Genomic DNA, 23,025 nt, shown 5'->3' on the forward strand with positions numbered 1-23,025 from the left:
ATGCGCTTCCATAATTCATCGGGAACCTCCCAGATAGTGGGTAGTGGCGTCTTTTTCTTCATCGTTGGGTTTCCTTTGTTGGCACTGAAATTATATGCCCTCAAAGAGTTTTGAGATAGTTACTAAGGGCTCCAAACTTGTCCTGAGCCTGTCGAAGGGTGGAGAGGAAGTAGTGACGGATTCTTTACTGTGGGATGGCGAAGCAAGATTCCAAGCCTCTGAGTGATTCAATCCATCGGCTTTCTGTTTGGCGTAATTTACGGGTTTGTTAGCTTACTATTTTAAAAGTTGCATCAAGTAGATTGGTTTTACAATATTACTACTCGTGGTAGTTTATTCAAAAGGAGAAAACCATTATGTTCGCAAAACGAATTGTATTCTCTCTGTTGGTCATCAGCCTCCTCCTTGCTGGTTGCGGAGTGGCAAAACCCAAGACCTATACGGTTGGGGTGATCATGGAGTTGGCGTGGCTGGCGCCTGCCTACGATGGGTTCAAAACCTCAATGACCGAACTGGGCTATGTGGAAGGAGAGAACATTACCTACGTCTATAATGAAGAAGTGACAGGAGGCGACCAGGCGGCGTTCGATGCTGAAGCAAAAAGACTGGTGGAACAGAACGTGGACCTGATCTTTACGATTGGAACCCTGCCCACCAAAGCCGCCAAATCAGCCGTGGAAGGAACAGACATCCCGGTTGTGTTCGACCCGGTCATCAATCCAGTGGAAGAAGGCGTAGTGCAAAGCGTCGCCAATCCTGGCGGCAATGTGACCGGCATCCAAGTGGTGAACCGGGCAGATAAAGCCTTGGAGTGGGCGCTCAAGGTTATGCCGGAGACCCAATATGTTTATATTCCCTACAACCCTGATGATCCGTTTATCGTAATGGTCATGCAAAGCCTCTTTGACGGAATCCCACAACAGGGAGTGGAGTTGCTACCCGCCAGCGCGGTGACCACCCCAGAAAAGATGGCCGCGGCGGTGGAAACCCTGCCGGATGATACGATTATTTTCATCGGACTGCTTTCGGCAAACCTCGAAGCCGGCTTGGATATGCTTGTCGCGCAAGCCGACCAATACGATGTCCCCATCTTCGCCACTGGGCGCGGCGGAGATACAACATTCCCAATCACCGACTACACCACCACATTTTCCGGTCAAGCCGAACAGGGCGCCCAAATCGTAGACCGAATTTTCAAAGGCGCAAAGCCAGCCAACACACCGGTGGAAACGGCTGAATACTATCTCTTCGTCAACCTCAAAGCCGCCCAGGCGTACGGTGTCGAAGTATCCGACGATATTTTGAAGCAGGCAAACAGCATCACTCGTTGACCGTAGCCCGCGTTGTTGACTTACTTCGCTTCACTCCCAGCCGATGGTTGATCCCAACCATCGGCTTTTTGTTGCGTCTCGACTGAAGCAGGGAAAGTTTGCATTTCTTCGCCGTAGGCGCGTTTCCACTATTGAATTTGGAATGTTTATAAACTTTATCGGTTATGATTTCATTTTGTTTTGACTTTTCGCAAAAACATCGAATTTCCATTGAAATTGAGGTCTGAATATGATAAAAAATTCCAAGAACATGATGTTAGACCGCGTGGATAAATCGCTCTTGCGCGCGCTTCAAGCGGACGGGCGTTTGAGCAACGTCCAATTGGCGAAGAAGATCAGTTTATCGCCGCCCGCCACCCATTCCCGTTTGAAGCGGTTGGAGAAAGACGGCTACGTCCGCCAGTACGCCGCCATCGTGGATCGAGAAAAGGCTGGCTACGATCTGCTCTGCTTCATCCACATCAGTTTGCAAATGCACAAAGTGGAGCAAGTGGAAAAATTCCGCGAAGCCACGCGGCGGATGCCCGAAGTGCTGGAGTGTCATCACATCACGGGCGAGCATGATTATTTGTTGAAGGTCGTCCTGAAAAATCGCAAAGACCTGGAGCGTTTCGTGGTGGACAAGATCACCCCGATCCCAGGCGTGGCGCGGATTCAAACCAGCCTCGTCCTGACCGAAGTCAAAGCCACGATGGCGCTCCCGTTGGAATAAATTTTCAACCACGAAACTTGTAGTTTATAACCCGCCGCGCACAAGATTTCAAGAATGCGTCAGGCTAAAAGCCTGACCTACTTCGGACCCTTTGTGGTCAATCAAAAATTCAAGGAGAACATTTCATGACCAATCCAACGCCAAAGACCATGGGGCAACAATTCGGACGCCGCTCGTGGGCGGAACCCTGGAAGATCAAGATGGTGGAGCCGCTCACCGTCACCACCCGCGAAGAACGCGAGCAAGCCTTGCTCGAAGCGGGCTTCAACACCTTCCTGCTCAAATCGAAAGACGTATACATTGACTTGTTAACCGACAGCGGCACAGGCGCGATGAGCGACCGTCAGTGGGCGGGCATGATGCTCGGCGATGAAGCCTATGCGGGGAGCAGAAACTTCTATCACCTCGAAGAGGCGATCCAAAAATACTACGGCTATAAATATATCGTCCCCACCCATCAAGGGCGCGGCGCGGAACATCTCATCAGCCAGACGGTCATCAAAAAAGGGCAGATCGTGCCGGGCAACATGTACTTCACCACCACGCGTTTGCATCAAGAATTGGCGGGCGGCGTGTTCTACGATGTCATCATTGACGAAGCGCACGACCCCACAAGTTTGAAACCGTTCAAGGGCAACATTGATCTCAACAAAGTGCAGGCGCTGATTGATAAACACGGCGCGGATAATATCGCCTACATCAGCGTCGCTGGCACGGTCAATATGGCGGGCGGTCAACCCGTGAGTATGGAGAATATCAAAGCCTTGCGCGCGCTGTGCAACCAACACGGAATCAAAGTGTATCTCGACGCGACGCGCATGTTGGAAAACGCCTACTTCATTCAACAACGCGAAGAAGGCTATGCTAATAAGACCATCGCGCAAATTCTCAAAGAGTTTTGCAGTTACACCGACGCGGCGTGGATGAGCGCCAAAAAAGATAACCTCGTCAACATCGGCGGCTGGCTGGCGATCAACGATTACGAGATTTTTGAAGAACTCCGCAATTTGGTCGTTGTCTACGAAGGTCTGCACACCTACGGCGGACAAGCGGGACGCGACATGGAAGCGCTCGCCATCGGCATCGAAGAATCGGTCAACGACGACCACATCCGCACGCGCATCGGTCAGGTTTTGTACCTCGGTGAATTGCTCACGGAGTGGAACATCCCCATCGTTCAACCGATTGGCGGACACGCGATCTTCCTCGACGCGAAAGCGTTCTACCCGCACCTCAAACAAATTGAATTTCCATCCCAAACCCTCGCGGCGGAACTCTACCTCGATTCGGGCATCCGCTCGATGGAGCGCGGCATCGCCTCGGCGGGGCGCGACCCGAAGACGGGCGATCATTACTACCCCAAACTTGAGTTGACCCGCCTCACCATTCCGCGCCGCGTCTACACCCAAGCCCACATGGATGTCGTCGCTGAATCGGTCAAAGCCGTGTACGACCAACGCGAATCGACTCGCGGCTTGAAGATGGTCTACGAGCCGAAGTATCTGCGCTTCTTCCAGGCAAAATTTGAACGGCTTTAGCGCTTGAAATCAAAAGGTCATTGAGAATTTTCTCAATGACCTTTTGATCTCGCGAGTAGCCGCTATCGGAAATAATTCTTCGGATGCGGATTTGTTTTTTTTCAGCATCCATCCGCGTTCATCTGCGTCCCATAAAAGAACTTGGGCTTATTGATTTTCTCAATGTAATTTCTGCTTTGCAAAATATAAAAGCAAAACAGAATAAATTTGATGGAAGCCCAGCAGCGCGCGGAATCCGAAATCCAGACTCACGCTTCTCTTCGCAGGGACAACTGCCGACCCGAAGTAGAGTTTTGTCGCCGCCCCAACCTGGTCCACCATCAGCCATGAGCGCGTGCGAGTCATAAAATCGCACATCAGTAATTCGTGAGCGCCTCGCGCTTCGACAGTCCACGCCGCGAAAGAATCGATTTCAGCGTTCGCTAGTCGCCTCGCCTGTAAATCGGTGGATGGTTTATTGACAAGCGCTTTCAAAATCAAACGCTCTGTTTTGAAAAGCCAGGTTGTGTAAAACACCAAAATAAATTCAGGGAAGGAAACTTGCTTGTCAATCGTTGTAGTGTAACAATCTACGTAATTTCCATTTATCGAATACTTTTCAAGCAATGAGTTTTCAGGCGGCGGGCATTTTTCAATGGATGGCATGTTTGTTCAGCCGAAATGGCTTCAACTTGAAAAACTTTTCAAAAAATTTGTCACGATCCGCTGAAATTCTTCAGGGTGATCCATGTTGGGCAGGTGTGCCGCGTCTTCCATTTTCACTTTTTTCACGGAAGGAATATGCTCTGCCATATAGTCTGCCGCTCCCTGAATATACGGGACGTCATGCGCGCCGACGATCACCAGAACGGGAATCGTGAGGTTTGCCAAGCGATCAAACGCCAGAGTTTCCGTGTTCGGTAAGCGTTTGCCACGTTTCAGCGCTTCATACGCCAGCGCCTTCCGATTCATTTCATATAGCAATGTGCGCATTGCTTGATTCACTTGTTCGGACGTTCGATCCATGCCATCGAACCAGATCTGCGTTTCGATCTCACAGACAAGATCAAGATCGCCTGCCTCGAACGCTTTCTCTGCTTCGGCAAATTTCGCGGGCGTTGGCGCATCTAACTCCAAGCCGCTGGGACCTGAGCCAACCATGATCAACGCTTTGACTCTGGATGGATGCGTTAGCGCAAAATCCATCGCCAAGCCTCCGCCCATCGAACAGCCCATCATAATCAGTGGCTCGTGAATTCCAAGAGCATCAAGCGCCGCGACCAAATCACCCATGTGATTAAACTCGCCGTCAACGGGTTCGCTTTTCCCATAGCCGCGCATATCGTGGCGCAGAACCTGATACTTGTGTGCAAAAAATGCGAACTCGTTATTCCACTGGCGACTGTCCGCCACGCCAGCATGGATCATCACAAACGGCAACCCACTGCCAGCCGTTTCGTAATAAATCTGCGCGTTGCCGTTTTTCACAAAGCCAGAATTGAATTGCGGAGCGGTCACGTTATTGTCCAACCATTGGACTGATCAATTGAAAGAGATTTCCATCGGGATCAGCCAACGTGGCGATCCATCCGCCGCCCATATCGTATGGCTCTTTGACAACGGTTCCGCCAATGGACTTGATCCGCTCAAATTCCTCTCGGACCTGTTCTGTCTCGAAATTGATCATCACCCGCCCTGGGTCTTTGGCTCTGCCGCCCATCTCCGAATGCTCCAGCACGGACATGAATGCGCCGCCCACTTGCCATCCCCAAAAACCATGTTCTGCGTCCAGCATGTCCGCTGGCTTGCCTAAAACTTTTTCGTAAAATGCGGCTAATACTTGCGGTTGAGTCGTTCCGATCATTACCGAGTTGAGATTTAACATGTGTCACAGCCTTTCTGTTTGGAGGGGAATGGTAGACTTCTTGCATAAGTGAGTTTTGTTGAGCCACAGAGACCTTTGAGAAATGCTCTTTTTCTCCATGTTCTCTGTGGTGAAGGGCCTTTCGCAAGAAACCCATCGTGTTTCATTGTAGAACATATATTCTGATTTGGCAAGATGGAAATAGACTTCCAAAATGGATTATATTCAGAACATGATCCTCGTTACTGGCGCAAGTGGCAAGACAGGCAAGGCAATAACCAAGGCGCTTTCAAAAGTTGACAGCATATGCGCGTTTGTCCATCGCGAAGAACAGGTCGCTGTTTTGAAATCCCTCGGCGCGGTGAAGGTCATCGTCGGCGATCTGCGCCATCAGGTAGACATTCGGTCCGCGATGCGAGGCGCGCGGGCGGTCTATCACATTTGCCCGAACATGAGTCCCAGTGAAACGGTAATTGGTAAATCGGTAATCGATGAGGCAAAGAAAGCAAGTGTGGAGCATTTCGTCTATCACTCGGTTTTGCGCCCGCAAATCGAAGCGATGAATCATCACTGGCAAAAGATGCGCGTGGAGGAGTCGCTTTTCGAGTCGGGACTTCCCTTCACTATTTTGCAACCTGCTCCGTACATGCAAAATCTTCTGGCGGGATGGAAGCGCACTATGGGTGAAGGAGTTTTGCGCGTGCCATATTCCGTAGAATCTAAATTCAGTTTTGTGGATCTGGAAAATGTGGCTGAGGTAGCGAGAATCGTTTTGACCCAGCCTGATCATACAAACGCCATTTACGAATTGGCAGGGACAATGCCCACGTCGCATGTTGAGGCGGCGGAAACCTTCAGTCAAGTCCTGAGGCGAGATGTGAAGGCTGAGATCATGACGATTGAAGACTGGAAACTTGGAATAGCGGGATTGAGCGATTATGCTTTGGAGAATCTGGTTAAGATGTTCGAGTATTACGATAGGCGGGGCTTGATGGGGAACCCAAATGTGCTGACATGGATTTTGCGAAGAGAACCGAATTCTTTAGAATCCTTTGCGGAAAGAGTTATGAAGGAACATTACGCAGAGAATTAATGCTGTTTCTTTTTCGAGAGAAATCAGAGAAACGGCATCCGAAGATGGTACAACCTTGTTTTTTGATAAACTTCAGGAAAGGTATAGTTGCTCGTTTTGGAGAGCAAGGCGGCTATGCAGGTTGTTGGTGTATGTTCTGGAGGCTAGATCGTGCAGACTTTAAAAAATTGCGCGGCGGGGGCACAAAAGAGATACTTCTTCAAATGGCTGAAAAAAATCAACAAGCAGGGTTGCTCACCTGCCTCGCAGGAAACCTGTTGAAAGGTTCGCTCATTTCTCCAGCACCACCAGCAACCGCGTCGCAAACAGGGATGGGAACAGGTCGAGAAATTTTTCCAGTGATTTTACAGCCGAATACATCCCTGTCGGGTACAGTTGCGGACCTGAGTACCCGCCCGAGGCGGCGTACGCCAGCGCCGAGAGGCGGATGGTTTTGACGCTTTTCCATGCCGTGAGTTGGGAACGATATTTCTTTCCAACGAAGATGCGCGTGGCATTTCCCTGCGCGGCGTAATAATCCAAATGTTCGGGCGACCAATCTGCGGGGGCGAGCCACTCGATTTTTTTCGTGATGGCAATCGACTCGACGTGGAACGCGCCGTACACGAGCAGTCCCAGCAGGCTCATGCACGGTTCGAGCAGGATGATCCGTCCGCCAGGGCGGAGGACGCGATGAAGTTCGATCAACGCGGTGCCAGGGTATTTCAGGTGATGAAACACATCGGTCGAGATCAGGTCGGAAATTGATTCGTCCTCAAACGACAGTTTGTACGCGTTTTCGATCTGGTCGATCCACGGAAAGGGGAATAACTCGGTGGTGATGCAGTTGGGAATCACATCGCGGATGTGTCCCATGCCCGAGCCGAGTTCGACGATCTTTGAATCGGACAATCCGCTCAACTGCGTCGCCGCGATTCGATACATGTCTTGATACGCCGTTCGCAGAATCGGCTTGCGATTCCATAACTCGTGATTTTTGTTTATCAAATCCTGATGTAAATTAATTCCCATGATTGATTTCTTTGTAAGTGGTGTGTGATCTCTTGTGACCCCGAAGGCGGTGCGTTGAGCCTGTCGAAACGGGTCAAATGATTATAGATGGTTGTGTGAGTGGTTGATAAACCCCGAAGGGGTGATATTCTTTTCCACGTGTGTCATCCCTTCGGGATTTGGGAATCGGAATGCTTGATTCTATAATCGTCACATCCCTTCGGGATTTTTTGTTTCAAACAAATTTTATCCGTCTTGCCGCAAAAGCGACCATGCGCAGTAACAACAAACCGTGTTTCCAGCGCGAGATATTGGTCGAGCCGTATGTCCGTTCGCGGTAACGGATGGGGAGGTCAACGATTTTCAAATTCAATTTTGCCGCGCCAAAGATCAAGTCATAGTCGCCGAACGGATCGAAATCGCCGAAGTACGAACGGTTCGCAGCGATGCGTTCGTAATCGTCTTTCCACAACACTTTTGTTCCGCACAACGTATCTTTGATGGGCTGACCCAACAACCACGAGAACGCGAGACTAAAAAATTTATTGCCGAAAAAATTCAACGTCTGCATCGCTTCTTTTTCCATCGGGTACACCAGCCGCACGCCGTTGATGAATTCGCCCTTGCCCGAAACGAGCGCCTCATAGAAACGCGGCAGGTCTTCGGGCGGCACCGTCAGGTCGGCATCGAGGATCATCAGCACATCGCCAGTGGCTTTGGCGTAGCCGAGTCGCACCGCGTCCGCTTTGCCGATGCCCGACTGTTGGAGAATCAGGCTGGGGGTGGATGGATGCGCTTTCACTTCCCGCTGGATTGCCGCGTACGTGTCATCCTTCGAATGTCCCTCGACGAAGACGAGTTCTGTCGCGCGCCCCATTTTGGGAGTCCGTTCGAAAATAGATTTGATGTTGCCCGATTCATTCCGCGCGGGGACGATGACCGACACCGTCGGCTCTTGTGCGCGTTGGATGGTTGGTCGCGCCACCACGAAGTTCGACAACGCGAGATGATGCAGGGGCCACAGCCGCACGAGAAATTTATTCGCCAGCCCGCCCAACGGAAGCGGAAAAAGAATCTCTTGCGTGATCTGCACTGGCTCGAACCCCGCGAGGCGCATCAACCCACGGATGTCTTCGCGCGTCAACCAGTTTTGATAGAGGTTGCGCGTGGCAAGGTTGAGACTTTGCGCGATGCCCAGCGGCAATTGCCAAAGCCTGCTGTAAAAGTTAAGGAGGATGCGCGTGCGCGGCGTGCAAAGTTTTTTAATTTCTTGAAAGACGCGTTGCACATCCCACAAATCATTGACGAGGTCGGAGAGGATAATGATGTCGAATGTTTCGTTGATCGCCGAGAGATCGTGCGCGTCGGCTTCGATGAATTCGATGTTCGGATGTTTTACTTTGGCGCGGCGGATCATCTCAGGCGAAAAGTCCACGCCCACGCCTCGCGCGGGATTCAACACGCCGAGCAGTTTCCCGTCCGCGCAACCGATCTCGATCACGCTCAGGTTCGGCGCGATGTGAAAGCGATAGATCTCCGCCAGCCGCTGGTGATACCACCTGCCCATGCCGCGCCACGAATCCGTTTTGCGCGCGATGGAGTCCCAGTGGGAGATGCGAGATTGTTGGTAGGCGACGCCTGACGCGTCGAAGGAGGGAGAGGATTTCATGTCGGTTTTGAATATGGTAACTGACCTCACACAGAACGTCCCGCAGGATTGGTTTAATCAACCTTATTTTGCGAGAAAACCTGCGGGACGGTGTGTAATATCTGTATGGTAACATTTTATCATTCAAAGAATCACAATGGATTCGACAACATCCCCTCAACGGAAAACAACCGCACTGCGGCTGAGCTTGTCCCTTGCTTTGATCGAGGGACTGTTCGTGTTCTGGAAGTTTCTCACCGCGCCTAGCGAAGCGGAGTCGGTCGTCTTCTTGCAGTATTCCGCGCTTCGATTGATCCTACTGCTGGCTGTGCTTGTCCTGTCGCTGGCGATTTTGCTTTTACTGGTTGCATCTTTCAAAAAGAACTGGCTCGAACTGAAAACGGGAAGACTCATCGCCAACCTGTGGGATAAGACCGAAACCTTCTGGGCATGGCTCGCGTTGGGCAGTCTAACCTATTTCCTGCTGTTCACTTCAAATCAGAATTTGGGATCGCTTGCTTCCTATCGTGAGCGTTTGTATCCGATCCTTGTCTGGATTGCCTTGATCGCGGTTCAATTCATTGTAAGTTTTGTCTTCGTCAAAGGAAGCGGCTCGAATCTTTTTCAAACCTATCGCTCATCCCTTGTTCCGAGCGGAATTGCCCTTCTCCTGCTCGCGCTCCTCATCCTCTTCATCGCCCTCACCAAAATTGGACTCACTCCCGACGCGATCTACTGGCAGGGACCTGGAGTCCCGTTGTTGATCTCACAGGTGGTCGTTGCGTGGGGTATCGGATTATTGTTCAACGTACTTGTTCTGCGATTCGGCGAAGTGGGTCGAAACCGAGTCAACGTGTTGGCTTGTGTCGCATTGTGGGCATTGGCGGTTTTTCTCTGGTGGAATCAACCTGCGCGGTCGTCTTACAATGTGCTCGAACCTGCGCCTCCCAATTTTCAGAGTTATCCATTCGGCGATTCGATCCTATACGACACCGTCGCGCATAAATTTTTGACAGGCACAGCATTGCCGAACGACTTTTGGGTCAAGCCGTTGTATTCTTTCTTTCTGGCGTTCCTGCATTTGTTCGCGGGAGAAAATTATGGACTGCTAGTTTTTCTTCAGATTGCGATTCTCGCCATCATCCCTGTCTTGGTTTATCTGCTCGTCAGCCGCATCGGAAATCGGACTGCGGGCGTCGTTGCCAGTCTGCTCGTGATCCTGCGCGAACAAAACTCGATCGCGCTGTCGAACGTCATTCAAGTATCTCATCTGAAACTGTTGTTGAGCGACGTGTTTTCAATGGGACTCGTCGTCCTCCTGCTCTGGCTGATGCTCCGCTGGTTCGAGAATCCGCGCGAACGACGCAATTCTCTTTTGGCATTGGGCGGCGTGTTGGGGTTGTTGACCCTGACGCGCGGACACCCCATCCTTTTGCTTCCCGTTTTTCTTGTGATCGTCTTCCTGTTCAACGCGGAAAATTTCCGACAACGAATTGCACGCGTAGGTTTCATCGCGGCTGGCGTTGGTCTGGTCTTGCTTCCCTGGCTCGCGCAGATTTACCAAACTACAGGGCGCATCGCGCTTCAAAGTCCCGTCTCGCCGTACAGCGCGAACATGGCTGGGCTGTACAGCATTACGCCTCATCTTGCGGATCCCGAAGCGTTTACTACGGATGTTTCGAGTCGAACGTTGGAAGAGTCCGATGCGCAGAACAAACAAGTCACCGACTTTATCCTCCAGCATCCCGATGAAGTCCTGCGATTCGTCTCGGCGCATTATTTCCATAACGTGATTTACAGTTATATTTATTTACCGCAATCGTTTCGTATCGAAAGTTTGAAAGCATATGTCGCCTCTGAGCCGTTCTGGGGCGCGTGGCAGGGTGAACTTTCATTTCAAAGTTGGATTTTGTTATTCATCAACATGGGCTTGATCGCGCTGGGATTCGGAACCGCGTGGAAGAAAAACAAATACCTTGCCATCGCTCCCGTGCTGATCGGCATGGGATACAACGCCAGTGTTTCCGTGGGACGCATCTCAGGCTGGCGGTTCATCCTCCCAGCCGATTGGATCACCCTCGTCTACTTTTCCATCGGGCTGGTTCAGTTCTCCTACATCATTTGGTATGTTGTTACTCGTTCCGCACAGGATGTTTCGGCGAGGGACGAATCACAAACGGTTGAAAAGACTTCCGCAAGTTGGGTCAATGCAACGACGATTGCAGTTGTCTTTCTTTTAATCGGATCGTCTGTCACCTACGGGAATCGGCTATTTTCAAATCGTTATCCTGAAAAAACCGCCCCACAGTTGATGAGCGAGTATTTGGTTGCCGCCGAATCGCTTGATCAGTCGTTAACCAACGATGATCTCGAACGTTTCCTTCAAAACGACCGAGCCGTCATCGCGTATGGACAGGCGATCTACCCATACTATTTGAAATCCGATTCGGGTCCCATCAACCACGCCTGGCCCGCATACAAACCGCGACCATACAATCGCGTTGTGTTCTATCTTGTGGGTTCAGAATCGTCGAATGTTATTTTGCCGATACCCTCTCCGAAATTCGATTTTCCCGACGGCGCGGATGTGATCGTGATCGGTTGCGCCAACGACAATGGGGACGTGGAGGCGTTGTCCGTTTTGCTCACGGGCGAATCGCCGTCGCTGTTCACGCGCGAGCCGATGCCCGCGCTCAGTTGTCCATTGCCTGAATAAACCGTCCCGCAGGTTGTTGCTTAACTTGCCTTATGCGCTCATAACTCCGAAGGAGTGAAATGATGATAGGGTTGCATCAAATAGGCGAGTCAACCCCGAAGGGGTGTCATGGGGTTTTATATGGCGGCATATCATCCCTTCGAATGCTCTTCATCCGAATCCCTCGTTTGACACCCCCTCATTCTCGGTTATAATTCAGTCACTGAATTTTGAACCGATGAATCCTATGGAAACCACAAACGAAGAACTGCGCGAACTTACCCTGCTCGAAAACATCGAAAACGATCCAGATGTGAATCAGTCCACGCTGGCGACCCAGCTTGGCGTCGCGGTGGGAACCGTGAATTGGCATCTCAAGCGGCTCGTCGCGAAAGGCGCGGTCAAAGTCAAGCGCGCCGAACGCAAGAAGTTGCGTTACATCATCACGCCCGAAGGCATCGCCCTGCGCGCCCGTCTCGCGGTGGATTATGTCGAGCGGTCGTTTTCGATCTATCGCAAAACGCGACAGCGCGTGAAAGAACACATCGCAAAAATTCGCGCGGCGGGATTCGATCGCGCGCGCGTCGTCGGCAAGGGCGATGTGGTGGACGTGTGCAAACTCACCTGCATCGAACAGGGCGTGACGATCGTGACCGATAAAAACGCGCCGACGATTCAAGTAGATGGATTCAAAGTGACTCTCAACATGGATGGGACCTCATGAAACATATTTTGATCACGGGCGGCGCGGGCTACATCGGTTCGCTTCTGACCTCCGAACTGCTTCGGCTTGGATACCGCGTCACCACCCTCGACTCTCTGCTCTTCGGCGGTGAAGCCATCGTCCCGTTTTTGCATCATCCCAATTTTCATTTCGTGAAAACGGACGTGACCGAACCGCGCGCCGTGAAGGACGCGCTCAAAGATGGTTGGCAGAAACCTGACGCGGTGATCCATCTCGCCGCGATCGTTGGATTCCCCGCGTGTCAGGCGGTGGGGAAGCAGGTCGCGTGGAAGTACAACGTTGATTCAACAAAGATGGTTTATGAACAAGCGACAGACTTGGGCGTGGAGCGATTCGTGTTCGCATCCACGTACAGCAATTATGGATTATCTCAAGACGGCAAGCCTGTCACCGAAGAGTCGCCGTTGAATCCGCAATCGTTGTATGCTGAAACGAAGATCGCGGCGGAAGAATTTTTACTTTCACAAAAAGATTCGCCGACCGCGCCATTGTTGTTCCGATTTGCCACATTGTATGGATTATCCCCGCGCACTCGCTTCGACTTGATCGTGAATCAATTTGTGCTGGAGGCGTTCACCAAACGCGTGCTGGTCATCTACCAACGCGGCTACTCGCGTTCGTTCGTCCATATCCGCGACGTGGCGCGCGGCGTCATCATGGGACTCGAAGCGGAGCAGTCGAAAATTCGCGGACAAATTTTCAATCTCGGCACCGACAATGGCAACTACTCGAAAGACGATATCGTGACGTTGGTCCGCAAGCGCATGCCCGAAGTGGAAGTGGAATACAAAGACCTCACCTTCGGCGGCGACATGCGCGACATCACCGTGTCGTTTGCCAAGATCAAAAGCGTCCTCGGCTTCGACACCACCCTCGACGTGGACGACGGCATCCGCGAATTGTTGTTCGCGTTGAAGACGGGTCTCATCCAGAACCCGACCGATACGCGGTATCGTAATGCGCAGTTTATCGTTCAATAATAGTAGACCTCACAGGTCTCAAAGACCTGTGAGGTCTTGCTAAGGAAAATATGACCAACACCTTCTGGCAAACCAAAAAAGTCATCGTCACGGGCGGATCGGGCTTCCTCGGCTCGTTCGTCGTCGAGAAACTCCAGCAGCGCGGCGCGAAAGATATATTTGTCCCACGCAGTTCGCAGTACGATCTACGAAAATCGGAAGACATTTCGCGCGTCCTCACTGATTTCAAAGCCGACATCGTCATCCACCTCGCCGCCCTCGCAGGGGGAATCGGCGCCAACATGGGGCGACCCGCCGAATTTTTCTACGACAATTTGATGATGGGCGTGCCGTTGCTTCATCAGGCTTGGCAAAAGGGGATTGAAAAGTTTGTCGCGGTTGGTTCAATTTGTTCGTATCCAAAGTTCACGCCGCTTCCTTTCAAAGAGGAGACCCTTTGGGACGGCTATCCCGAAGAGACAAACGCGCCGTATGGTTTGGCGAAGAAAATGCTGCTCGTGCAATCGCAGGCGTATCGTCAGCAATACGGATACAACTCAATTTATTTGATGCCAGTGAATCTGTTCGGTCCGCGCGATAACTTTGACCTGGCGACCTCGCACGTCATCCCCGCGCTGATCCGCAAAACCGTCGAAGCGACCGAACGTGGCGAGGAGGAAATCCCCGCCTGGGGCGACGGCTCGCCGACGCGCGAATTCCTCTACGTGGAAGACGCCGCCGATGGAATCGTCACCGCCGCCGAAAAATACAACGGCTCCGAACCTGTCAATCTCGGTTCGGGTTACGAAATTTCCATCAAAGACCTCGTGGAGATGACCGCGAAAATGACAGGTTTTACAGGCAAGATCGTCTGGCAGACAGACAAACCGAACGGTCAACCCCGCCGCGCGCTCGACGTCAGCCGCGCGAAAGACTATTTCGGCTGGAGCGCACAAGTCCCCTTCGAGGAGGGGATGCGGCGCACGATCCAATGGTTTAAAGAAAATCGAAAATAAACGGAACGCGGACTTCAGTCCGCTTATGTTGCAAATAGCGGACTAAAGTCCGCAATCCGAAAATGACCGAACCTACCACCATCTACATCAAACCCACCAAAGGACTCGCCGCGCTGAACCTGCGCGATCTGTGGACGTACCGCGAGTTGGTCTTCTTCATGGTCTGGCGCGATGTGAAAGTGAAATACAAACAGACTCTGCTCGGCATGGCGTGGGCTGTCATCCAACCCGTGATGACGATGCTCGTGTTCACCTTCCTCTTCGACAAAGTGGCAAAACTTCCCACCGAAGGGATTCCGTATCCCGTGTTTTCGTTCACCGCGTTATTGCCGTGGGGTTTGTTCGTTGTCGCGCTCAATCAGGGCAGCCGCTCGCTCGTGGCGCACAACAACATGGTCACAAAAATTTATTTCCCGCGCTTGATTCTTCCCATGTCATCGGTCTTCGCAGGTCTTGTTGACTTCGCCATCGCGTTCGTCATTCTCATCGCGCTGATGATTTACTATCAAGTGACTCCCGCGTGGAATTTGATTTGGACTCTTCCGTTCTTCCTCCTGCTTGCGATCATCACCGCCCTGGGAGTCGCGTTGTGGCTCTCGGCGGTCAACGTGAAATATCGTGACGTGAATCAAGCCCTCCCGTTTCTGACTCAGTTTTGGCTGTTCGCCACACCTGTAGCCTACTCGGCGTCTGTGGTCTCTGCGAAGTGGCAGATCCTCTACTCGCTCAACCCGATGGCAGGCGTCGTGAACGGATTCCGCTGGGCGCTCCTCGGCGCAGGCAATGGACCTGACATCACATTGTGGGTTTCTGTCACCATCTCTATTCTGATTTTTATTTCAGGACTTTTTTATTTCAGAAGCATGGAAAAAACTTTCGCAGATACGATTTAGATAAATAGATAGTAGAGAATAGAGAGCAGAGGATAGAAAGTAGAAAGTAGTCAACCATCCAGTCTCCAATCTCTAATCCTCTATTCTCTAATTCTCTAATCCTCTAATTCTCAATCTCCAATTACCACTTACCTCTCACCCAATGACCACCGCTATCTCAGTGCAAAACCTCGGCAAGCAATACAAGATCGGCGCGGCGGAAACCAAGTTTCGCTATAACATGCTGCGTGATGTGATCGTGGATACGGTCTCGGCGCCGATCCGTTTGGCGAAAGCGCTCGTTGGAAAATCGGACCGACGCTTGAATCAAAATTTCATCTGGGCGTTGCACGACGTTTCCTTCGACCTCGACGAAGGCAAAGTGCTGGGCATCGTCGGACGCAACGGCGCGGGGAAAAGCACACTGCTGAAAATACTCTCCCGCGTCACCGAACCGACGACGGGGACTGTTTCCGTGCGCGGACGCGTCGGCTCGCTCCTCGAAGTGGGGACGGGGTTTCATCCCGAACTGACGGGGCGCGAAAACATCTACATGAACGGCGCGATCCTCGGCATGAAGCGCGCCCAAATTGACCGCAACTTCGACGCCATCGTGGACTTCTCGGAAGTGGGGCAGTTCATTGATACGCCCGTCAAACGCTATTCATCGGGCATGTACTTGCGGTTGGCGTTCGCGGTCGCGGCGCATTTGGAGCCTGACATTCTTGTTGTAGATGAAGTGTTGGCAGTGGGTGACGCGGAGTTTCAACGCAAGTGCATCGGCAAGATGAACGACGTGGCGCAACAGGGACGCACGGTTTTGTTTGTGAGTCATAACATGTCCGCGATTCTGCGATTGACTCAAGAAGCCATCGTCTTGAAAAAAGGACAACTCATCAAGCGCGCGCCGACTCCCGAAGCCGTTGATTTTTATCTCGCGTCGGGTCAAGCCGAATCAGGCGAGCGCGTTTGGGAGGCGGACGAGGTCCCAGCGGCGAGCGCGCCATTTAAACCCGTATCAATCAAAATCAAAGAAAGAAACGGCGCGGTCGTAGACACCGTCCGATCCACCGAGCCAGTCGTCATCGAATTCGAATATCAACTCGACGCGCCCGTCACGGGTCTGCGCGTGGGCATGTATCTCAACACGATGCGCGGCGAATATGTTTTTACCGCGTTCGACACCGACGATGCGCAACAGTTCGAGCAGTTCGGCGCGCGCGCGGCGGGACGTTACGTGAGTCGTTGCGAAATCCCCGCCGATTTTTTCAACGAGGGTCGTTACTATCTCGGCGTCAACGCAAGTTCGTTCGGCGTCAAGCGATATTTCATGGACGAGAATGCCATCTCGTTCAACGTGGATATTTCAGGCGCGCCTGGCACGCAATGGCCCGAACTGCGGCAAGGACCGATTCGTCCGCGTTTGAATTGGAAGATCGAGAAAATCAGCGGTTAGAGAATAGAGAGCAGATGATTAGTCATCGGACTACTCTCTACTCTCTAATTATCTACTCTCTCTTTATGAACAAAAATTCCCTCCGCAACTTTTTGGGCGCACTGCCTCTCGCCGCCGAACTCGATTATTCGCTTCGGCAAAAGAATCGCGCCCGCAAAGACCACTTCAACCTTTCGCGCCTAAAAAAATCACTCCCTCAAGCCGTTGAATCGATCAAGCCAATCCTTCAATCACCAATACGCAATCCGCAGTACGCAGTAAAAAACATCCTCTTTTTCGCCACCCTCCACTACTGGATCGAACAAGCCGCGTACATCTCCCTCGCCCTCGCGGGACTCGGTCACAAGGTCACGCTGTTGACTCTGCCCTATTCCGAATGGCACAAAGAGATGGATAAACTGACTCAGAAACAACGCGGACTCCACACAAGAGACGCCCTCTTTCCTCTTTCTTCTTTCGTTCCTCACGTTTCCATGCTAGACCTTCGACCTTCAACCTTCGACCTCCCAGCCCCTCTCCACACTGACATCGCCGAAATCTCCCTCTGGGACGCGCAATACACCCTCATGCGCGAAGAAGTGGACATGTCGAACGCGAAAGACAAAGCGTTGTACGATCTGCGGATCAAGCGCAACACCTTCGCCGCCCTCGCCGCGCTCGAGTGGATGCAAGCCAACAAGCCTGATGTTGTGCTTGTTCCCAACGGATTGATCCTCGAAATGGGAATCGTCTTCCGCGTTGCGAAATATTTGAACATTCCCGCCGTCACGTTTGAATTCAACGACCAGCGCGAACAAATTTGGCTGGCGCAGAACACGTCCATAATGCGGCAGGACACGGACTATCTCGTCGAAGCGCGTTGCAAACTGCCGATGACCGACGAAATGTACGAACGCCTCGCCGACTTGGAGAACGCCCGACGCGGCGCGCGCGTGTGGGGAAAATCAAAACGACTGTGGCAGTACGTCTCATCACAAGGCGCCGAAGAGACGCGCAAAGCCATGGGCTTGGACAACAGACCCATCGTCCTGCTTGCCGCGAACGTGTTGGGTGACAGTCTCACGCTTGGGCGAAACATCTTCGCCGAATCCATGAGCGAGTGGATCACCAAGACCGTCCAATACTTTGCGGAGCGGACGGATGTACAACTCGTCGTGCGGATTCACCCTGGCGAGAAAATTGTCCCGCAGGCGAAATCAATGGGGACTGTCGTGCGCGAAGCGTTGCCCGAATTGCCGAGTCACATCCACGTGATCGGCGCGTTGGACAACATCAACACGTACGATCTGATCGAGATCGCAAATCTTGGGTTGGCATACACAACCACCGTCGGCGTCGAGACCGCGATGAACGGCATCCCCGTCATCTCGTGCGGACAAACGCATTATCGCGGTCGCGGCTTCACAATTGACCCGAACTCGTGGGATGAATATTTTGCCGCGCTCGAAAATGTTTTATCCGATTTGCCCGCGCATCGTTTGAACGATGAACAAACCGCGAAGGCATGGAATTATGCATATCGTTTCTTTTTTGAATATCCGCGTCCATTCCCATGGCGGTTGATGAATTTTTGGGATGACCTTGACGTGTGGTCTCTCGAAAAAGTGTTGAGCGATGAAGGAATGAATCATTTTGGAGATACGTTCAGGTTTTTAGTCGGTGAGCCGTTTACGTGGAAATGAAACTCGGTGGTCGAGTAGTCCTGAGCGGAGCGTAGCGGAGACGAAGGACGTATCGAGACCACCACGCCGTAGAGTAATTTTTGTAACAAATATACTTTTGAAACTTGGTGGTCTCGACTGCTTGCGTCTCGACCACCGATGAAATAAAAACATGACAAACGAAACCAAACAAAAAGTCCGCGAGTTTTATGATGAGATCGGCTGGCAACAGGAAGACGACGGGAATTATCAAAACGCCCGTTACGAAGACCTGCGCCCCGTCTCGCGCGAATACATCCACAAAACGCGCCTGCGCGTGATGAACGGATTGATTCCCACAGGCAACCTCCTGCTCGACGCGGGTTCGGGTCCTGTGCAATACGAAGAATATAAAGTCTATTCGCAGGGATACCAAAAGCGCGTGTGCCTGGATATTTCCATTCAAGCCTTACGCGAAGCGCGGACACGCATCGGCGATCACGGACTGTTTGTCGTCGGCGACCTCGCCAATTTGCCGTTCAAAGCCGACGCGTTCGACGGCGCGGTTTCGATGCACGCGATCCATCACCTCGCGCTCACCGAACATCCGCGCGCGTATTCTGAAATCCATCGCGTGCTCGCCAGCGGACGAACTGCGGCGATCGTCAACGGCTGGCATGATCCTCTTTTGAGTCGCGTCGCCGAACCGTTGATCGGACTCATGCGCAAACTTTCGGGTCGCTCGGCGAAAAAGAAAAAAGAATGGCTCAGCGAAGAAGACCCCGCAGGGACGTTCGTGCAAAAGATGACTCCCGCGTGGCTCAAGCGCGAGATCGGTTCGAAGATGCCCATCGAAATCAAACCCTGGCGAAGCATGAGCACGCGCATCTTGCGTTGGTTCGTCCGTCCGTTCGGCGGGCGCGCGTTTTTGCGATTCGTGTTTTGGCTCGAAGCCGTGTTTCCAAATTTTTTTGCCGAGAACGGGCAGTATCCGTTGATCGTGATTAGAAAATAGAGACTGGAGACTAGAGACTTTGTCCAAGTTTACCGATCAGCAATATCTCAAGACCGATCAATACAAAGACTCATCGAACCTCGACGCGCGCGTGGCGATCCATCAACGCTTCAGCACAAATCCGTATGGCTGGATGAATTGGGTCTTCGACCATCTGTTGAAACTTCCAGCAAACGCGAAGATATTAGAACTCGGATGCGGACCTGGATATTTGTGGAAGGAAAACAGTCATCGCATCCCATCCACGTGGGACATCACCCTCTCGGATCTTTCCGCAGGGATGCTTGATTCGGCTTGGCGGAACTTGGTCGTCACTGGGAGAGCATACAACTTCAAAGAGATCGACGCGCAGGAAATTCCGTTCCCCGACGAAACCTTCGACGCGGTCATCGCCAATCACATGCTGTATCATGTCCCTGACAGAGCGAAGGCGATTCGAGAGATGAAACGAGTCTTGAAAACGGGCGGTCATCTGTTTGCAACGACTGTCGGCGAACGGCATATGCAGGAAATCACGGGCTGGTTGGAGGAGATCAGCAACGGGAATTATGTCAGCAAGGCGACGTTATCTTTTACTCTGGAGAATGGACTGGCACAATTGAAATCCGTTTTTCCGCAAGTGACCCTCTCTCGTTACGATGATAGTTTGCGCGTCACTGAATTGGAACCGCTGGTTGCTTATCTGCGTTCGATGACTGCTCTTTCTGACCTTCAGGAAGGCAAGTTGGAGCAAATTAAGCAAGCATCGCAAGATAAACTGGAGCAACAAGGCTCAATCTTCATCACAAAAGATTCTGGCGTGTTTGAAGCGATAAAGTAATTCATCCCAACTCGGTGGTCGAGTAGTCCCGCCGCGCTGAGCGGAGCGACAGCGAAGTCGAAGCGTGTGCGGGACGTATCGAGACCACCAGTGACATGTGAATATGAAATCAAAAGGTGTGGTCTCGATACGTGGCGCGAAAACCATGCGCCACTACTCGACCACCGTATGAAAACAAGAAGTGTGGTCTCGGTACGACACTCGCTATCGCTCGTGTCTACTCGACCACCAGAGGTAACAGGAGAAATCATGGACTGGAAAAATCAAGTCATACTCATCACAGGCGGGACGGGGTCTTTCGGCAAGAAGTTTACGCAGACTTTGCTTGCCGAGAAACAGCCGAAGAAGATCATCATCTTCAGCCGCGACGAGTTGAAACAGCACGAAATGCAGGTGGGCGGATTCAACCATCCGTCACTGCGCTATTTCATCGGCGATATCCGCGACAGGGAGCGACTCGTCCGCGCGATGCATGGCGTGGATATCGTTGTCCATGCGGCGGCGTTGAAGCAGGTCCCAGCGTGTGAGTACAACCCAATGGAAGCCATCAAGACCAACATCATGGGCACAGCGAACGTGGTCGAAGCCGCGTTGGATGCGGGCGTGAAAAAGGTGATGACCATCAGCACGGACAAAGCCGTCAGCCCCGCGAATTTATACGGCGCGACAAAACTCGCCGCCGAGAAGTTGACCGTCCAAAGCAACGCATATGCCGCGGGTTCAGCGACCCGCTACTCGTGCGTCCGATACGGGAATGTCGTCGGCTCGCGCGGCTCGGTCGTGCCGTTGTTCCTCAAACAACGCGAGAATGGGACAGTCACCATCACCGACGAGCGCATGACGCGCTTTTGGCTGTCGCTGGAGCAGGGAGTCAAATTCGTCATTGACTGCATCGAGCAAATGGAAGGCGGCGAAGTGTTCGTGCCGAAGATTCCCAGCACGAAAGTCGTTGACCTTGCCAAAGCCATCGTGCCGAATGCAAAGATCAACATCATCGGCATCCGCCCTGGCGAAAAACTCCACGAAGACTTGATCTCGGATGATGAGGCACGTCACACGATTGAACTCGACAAGATGTACGTCATCCAACCCGCCGAAGCAACGTGGTTCGGTTACTCGTGGAAAGACAAAGGCAAACCGCTCCCCGATGGATTCACCTACACCAGCGACAATAACTCCGAATGGCTCGATATTGACGGAATCAAAAAATTCGTTGCGCCGTTTGAGGAGTTGTTTAAGCAGGGGAAGTTGGAGGGGTGATGCGTGATACGGGATACAAGTTACGGGTTACGAGATACGTAACCTGTAACTCGTACCTTGTAACGTGTATCATGGAACTTGACACATGGCACGAATACTCATAACTGGCGCCAGCGGACTGCTCGGAATCAACCTCGCACTTGAAGCCAAGCGCGTGCATGATGTCATTGGCGTGGACAGGGGTAAATTGAAATCCGCTCCGTTTCGGGTGCTTCATGCAAATCTGCTCAGGTCGGGCAGTGTCAATTCCATTCTCGATTCGACAAGACCTGAGTGGCTCGTCAACTGCGCCGCGTTGGCGAATCTTGAAATGTGTGAAGAAGATCCAGAACAGGCGAGGCTACTGAATACAGAACTTCCGAGGGAGTTAGCCGCCGCTTGCGCCGAACGAAATATTCCCTTCGTCCATCTTTCGACCGACTCGGTTTTTGACGGCACAAAAGAGGGAGTGTACACAGAGGAAGATGAACCAAATCCGCCAGGTGTTTACTCTCAGACAAAACTCGATGGCGAACGCGCCGTGCAACAAGTTAACCCGCAGGCAATTATTGCCAGAGTTAATTTTTTCGGTTGGTCATTGGGCGCAAAAAGAAGCCTCCCCGAATTCTTCATCAACAACTTGAGCGAGGGCAAAAACGTCAACGGGTTTACGGATGTCATCTTCTGCCCGATGTGGGTCAATCATCTGGCGCAGACGCTCATTGCCATGCTCGAAAATGATTTGCACGGTTTGTATCACGTCGTCGGCGCGCAGGCGATGAACAAGTATCAGTTCGGGGTGGAGGTGGCGCGAAAGTTCGGGCTGAGAGAAAGCCTCATCGAGCCGCAATCAGTCGAAAGGTCGGGTTTGACCGCCAAGCGATCCCACAATTTATGGCTGTCTGTCCACAAGTTGTCCACAGATTTGGGGCGCGAAATCCCCTCGTTCTCCACTGGTTTGGACGGGTTCTATACACAGTTCCAACAGGGTTATCCACAGAAAATCAGGGGTTATCAACAGTAACGCAATTTGCCAAATTGCGCCACAGGAGACACATGAAAAATCTGCTCAAACTCGAAGAACTCTTTTTGTTCGGGCTCGCCCTTTTTCTTTTTTCTGGATTGGACTACGGGTGGGGATGGTACGCGCTGTGGTTTTTTGCGCCCGATCTGAGCATGATCGGCTATTTGGCAAACCCCCGCTTCGGCGCCTGGACGTATAACTTGGTCCACCACAAGGGGCTTTCGGTTGCCCTTTATGCCTTGGGCGCCCTAACCTCCACGCCGTGGCTGATGTTCGCAGGGACAGTCCTTCTCGGTCACTCCAGTTTTGACCGCGCCCTCGGCTACGGGTTGAAGCACGAAGACGCGTTCCAGAATACGCACTTGGGGAGGATTGGGAGGTAATCTGAG

The 23,025-nt window shown here is 52.1% G+C and carries 21 protein-coding genes; 16 read left to right on the forward strand and 5 right to left on the reverse strand.

Features of this window, described 5'->3' with window-relative positions; all coding sequences use genetic code 11:
- The first annotated feature begins 356 nt into the window (after positions 1 to 356).
- From AC16KF_RS14930 to AC16KF_RS14940, 3 genes are all read left to right on the forward strand, one after another.
- Complete coding sequence (locus AC16KF_RS14930; protein ID WP_484038136.1) at positions 357 to 1,331, forward strand: ABC transporter substrate-binding protein; 975 nt, start codon at positions 357 to 359, stop codon at positions 1,329 to 1,331.
- Between the two features lie 229 nt (positions 1,332 to 1,560).
- Positions 1,561 to 2,043 carry an Lrp/AsnC family transcriptional regulator gene (locus AC16KF_RS14935; protein WP_484038137.1) on the forward strand — a complete coding sequence of 161 codons (483 nt, stop codon included), beginning with the start codon at positions 1,561 to 1,563 and terminating at the stop codon, positions 2,041 to 2,043.
- Positions 2,044 to 2,168: 125 nt separating this feature from the next.
- The gene (locus AC16KF_RS14940) at positions 2,169 to 3,581 is read left to right on the forward strand and encodes a tyrosine phenol-lyase (protein WP_484038138.1); all 1,413 of its coding nucleotides are present in this window, start codon (positions 2,169 to 2,171) and stop codon (positions 3,579 to 3,581) included.
- Between the two features lie 159 nt (positions 3,582 to 3,740).
- Here AC16KF_RS14940 and AC16KF_RS14945 read toward each other — a convergent pair whose 3' ends face one another.
- From AC16KF_RS14945 to AC16KF_RS14955, 3 genes are read right to left on the reverse strand one after another with little or no spacing between them, the layout of a single operon-like run.
- A complete protein-coding gene (locus AC16KF_RS14945) occupies positions 3,741 to 4,226 on the reverse strand; it encodes a hypothetical protein (RefSeq protein ID WP_484038139.1) in 486 nt (161 codons plus the stop codon).
- 21 nt (positions 4,227 to 4,247) lie between these two features.
- Positions 4,248 to 5,078, reverse strand: coding sequence for an alpha/beta fold hydrolase (locus tag AC16KF_RS14950; protein ID WP_484038140.1), 831 nt, complete (start codon positions 5,076 to 5,078; stop codon positions 4,248 to 4,250).
- A 1-nt stretch (position 5,079) separates the two neighbouring features.
- The gene (locus tag AC16KF_RS14955) at positions 5,080 to 5,445 is read right to left on the reverse strand and encodes a VOC family protein (RefSeq protein WP_484038141.1); all 366 of its coding nucleotides are present in this window, start codon (positions 5,443 to 5,445) and stop codon (positions 5,080 to 5,082) included.
- Positions 5,446 to 5,638: 193 nt separating this feature from the next.
- Between AC16KF_RS14955 and AC16KF_RS14960 the strand changes: the two genes are divergently transcribed.
- The gene (locus AC16KF_RS14960) at positions 5,639 to 6,517 is read left to right on the forward strand and encodes an SDR family oxidoreductase (protein ID WP_484038142.1); all 879 of its coding nucleotides are present in this window, start codon (positions 5,639 to 5,641) and stop codon (positions 6,515 to 6,517) included.
- Between the two features lie 270 nt (positions 6,518 to 6,787).
- On the opposite strand, the gene AC16KF_RS14965 is transcribed toward AC16KF_RS14960, so the two are convergent.
- A complete protein-coding gene (locus tag AC16KF_RS14965; RefSeq protein WP_484038143.1) occupies positions 6,788 to 7,528 on the reverse strand; it encodes a class I SAM-dependent methyltransferase in 741 nt (246 codons plus the stop codon).
- A 214-nt stretch (positions 7,529 to 7,742) separates the two neighbouring features.
- Entirely contained in the window at positions 7,743 to 9,176 is a 1,434-nt protein-coding gene (locus AC16KF_RS14970) for a glycosyltransferase (RefSeq protein ID WP_484038144.1), read from the reverse strand.
- A gap of 136 nt (positions 9,177 to 9,312) precedes the next feature.
- On the opposite strand from AC16KF_RS14970, the gene AC16KF_RS14975 reads away from it, so the two are divergent.
- The 12 genes from AC16KF_RS14975 to AC16KF_RS15030 all read left to right on the forward strand — a co-directional run bounded on the left by AC16KF_RS14975 (position 9,313) and on the right by AC16KF_RS15030 (position 23,019).
- Entirely contained in the window at positions 9,313 to 11,871 is a 2,559-nt protein-coding gene (locus AC16KF_RS14975) for a glycosyltransferase family 39 protein (protein ID WP_484038145.1), read from the forward strand.
- Positions 11,872 to 12,097: 226 nt separating this feature from the next.
- Positions 12,098 to 12,574 carry a winged helix-turn-helix transcriptional regulator gene (locus AC16KF_RS14980; RefSeq protein WP_484038146.1) on the forward strand — a complete coding sequence of 159 codons (477 nt, stop codon included), beginning with the start codon at positions 12,098 to 12,100 and terminating at the stop codon, positions 12,572 to 12,574.
- A complete protein-coding gene (locus AC16KF_RS14985; RefSeq protein WP_484038147.1) occupies positions 12,571 to 13,575 on the forward strand; it encodes an NAD-dependent epimerase/dehydratase family protein in 1,005 nt (334 codons plus the stop codon). Before AC16KF_RS14980 ends, AC16KF_RS14985 begins: the two co-directional genes overlap by 4 nt.
- Before the next feature lie 50 nt (positions 13,576 to 13,625).
- Entirely contained in the window at positions 13,626 to 14,570 is a 945-nt protein-coding gene (locus AC16KF_RS14990) for a GDP-L-fucose synthase family protein (RefSeq protein WP_484038148.1), read from the forward strand.
- Positions 14,571 to 14,632: 62 nt separating this feature from the next.
- Positions 14,633 to 15,463: an ABC transporter permease gene (locus tag AC16KF_RS14995; protein WP_484038149.1), complete on the forward strand. Its 831-nt coding sequence runs from the start codon at positions 14,633 to 14,635 to the stop codon at positions 15,461 to 15,463.
- Between the two features lie 142 nt (positions 15,464 to 15,605).
- Positions 15,606 to 16,898: an ABC transporter ATP-binding protein gene (locus AC16KF_RS15000; protein WP_484038150.1), complete on the forward strand. Its 1,293-nt coding sequence runs from the start codon at positions 15,606 to 15,608 to the stop codon at positions 16,896 to 16,898.
- A gap of 65 nt (positions 16,899 to 16,963) precedes the next feature.
- Positions 16,964 to 18,580 (forward strand): capsular polysaccharide export protein, LipB/KpsS family, encoded by a 1,617-nt coding sequence (locus AC16KF_RS15005; protein ID WP_484038151.1) that lies wholly within the window; start codon positions 16,964 to 16,966, stop codon positions 18,578 to 18,580.
- 151 nt (positions 18,581 to 18,731) lie between these two features.
- Entirely contained in the window at positions 18,732 to 19,553 is an 822-nt protein-coding gene (locus AC16KF_RS15010; protein ID WP_484038152.1) for a class I SAM-dependent methyltransferase, read from the forward strand.
- A 19-nt stretch (positions 19,554 to 19,572) separates the two neighbouring features.
- On the forward strand, positions 19,573 to 20,373 hold the full coding sequence (locus tag AC16KF_RS15015) for a class I SAM-dependent methyltransferase (RefSeq protein WP_484038153.1): 801 nt from the start codon (positions 19,573 to 19,575) through the stop codon (positions 20,371 to 20,373).
- Positions 20,374 to 20,622: 249 nt separating this feature from the next.
- Entirely contained in the window at positions 20,623 to 21,633 is a 1,011-nt protein-coding gene (pseB, locus tag AC16KF_RS15020) for a UDP-N-acetylglucosamine 4,6-dehydratase (inverting) (protein ID WP_484038154.1), read from the forward strand.
- Between the two features lie 85 nt (positions 21,634 to 21,718).
- On the forward strand, positions 21,719 to 22,636 hold the full coding sequence (locus AC16KF_RS15025; RefSeq protein WP_484038155.1) for an SDR family oxidoreductase: 918 nt from the start codon (positions 21,719 to 21,721) through the stop codon (positions 22,634 to 22,636).
- 32 nt (positions 22,637 to 22,668) lie between these two features.
- Positions 22,669 to 23,019, forward strand: coding sequence for a DUF4260 domain-containing protein (locus AC16KF_RS15030; RefSeq protein ID WP_484038156.1), 351 nt, complete (start codon positions 22,669 to 22,671; stop codon positions 23,017 to 23,019).
- Positions 23,020 to 23,025: the final 6 nt, after the last annotated feature.

It is taken from the genome of Candidatus Defluviilinea gracilis (genome assembly GCF_057138825.1).